Below are 775 nucleotides of genomic sequence, written 5' to 3' on the forward strand. Positions count from 1 at the left end.
GGTGATCGGGCTGTCTTCGTTGCCCGAGCCGGCTGCCGCGTTGGTTTCTGGCGCGTCGTTGACTGGCGATACGTTGCCGAAGCTCAGCTCGGCGGTGTCGGTGAGGTTGCCGTCCGAGAGGGTGTAGGTCGCCGTCGGTACCGGGCCGTTGTAGTTCGATGCCGGGGTGAAGGTGAAGCTGCCATTGGCGTTGATCACCAGGGTGCCAACGCCCGTGAGGGTGGCAGTCTGGCCGGCCAGATAAGTGCTGCCACCGACTTCGAACTGAGTGACGGTCAGGCTGTCGCCATCGATATCGCTGTCGTTGGTCAGGACATTGCCGATGGCCGGCGTGTCTTCGGTGATCGCAATCGGGCCGTCGTTGGCCGCCAGCGGTGCGTCGTTTTCTGGGGTGACGGTGATATCCAGCGTCGAACTGCTGCCGGTGTTGGTGGTGTAGGTGACTTGCGGGACGTCACCGTTCCAGTTGGCGACCGGGGTGAAGGTGTAATTGCCGTTAGCGGCGATGGTCAGGGTGCCGACGCCGGCGATGACGGCGCTGGAGCCTGCGGTGAAGGTGCCGGGTACGCCATTGATGCTGAAGCTGGCAACGGTAAGGGTGTTATCCACATCGCTGTCGTTACCCAGCACGTTGCCGGTAGCCGGGTTGTCTTCGGTCACGGTGTTGGTATCGGCAGCCAGGACGGAAGCATCGTCCACCACATTGACCGTGATGGTGCCGGTGGCTGGAGTGGCGTCTTCCAGGCCGTCGTTATCCACAGAGGCGTACTGGAAG

General features: G+C 62.7%; 1 protein-coding gene. It reads right to left on the reverse strand.

Going from position 1 to position 775, the window contains the following annotated elements:
• Positions 1-775: Ig-like domain-containing protein (locus E8E75_RS00005; RefSeq protein ID WP_280357609.1), on the reverse strand; the 775-nt coding region annotated here is incomplete at both ends.

It is taken from the genome of Pseudomonas sp. BN606, from assembly GCF_029873115.1.
GTDB lineage: Bacteria > Pseudomonadota > Gammaproteobacteria > Pseudomonadales > Pseudomonadaceae > Metapseudomonas.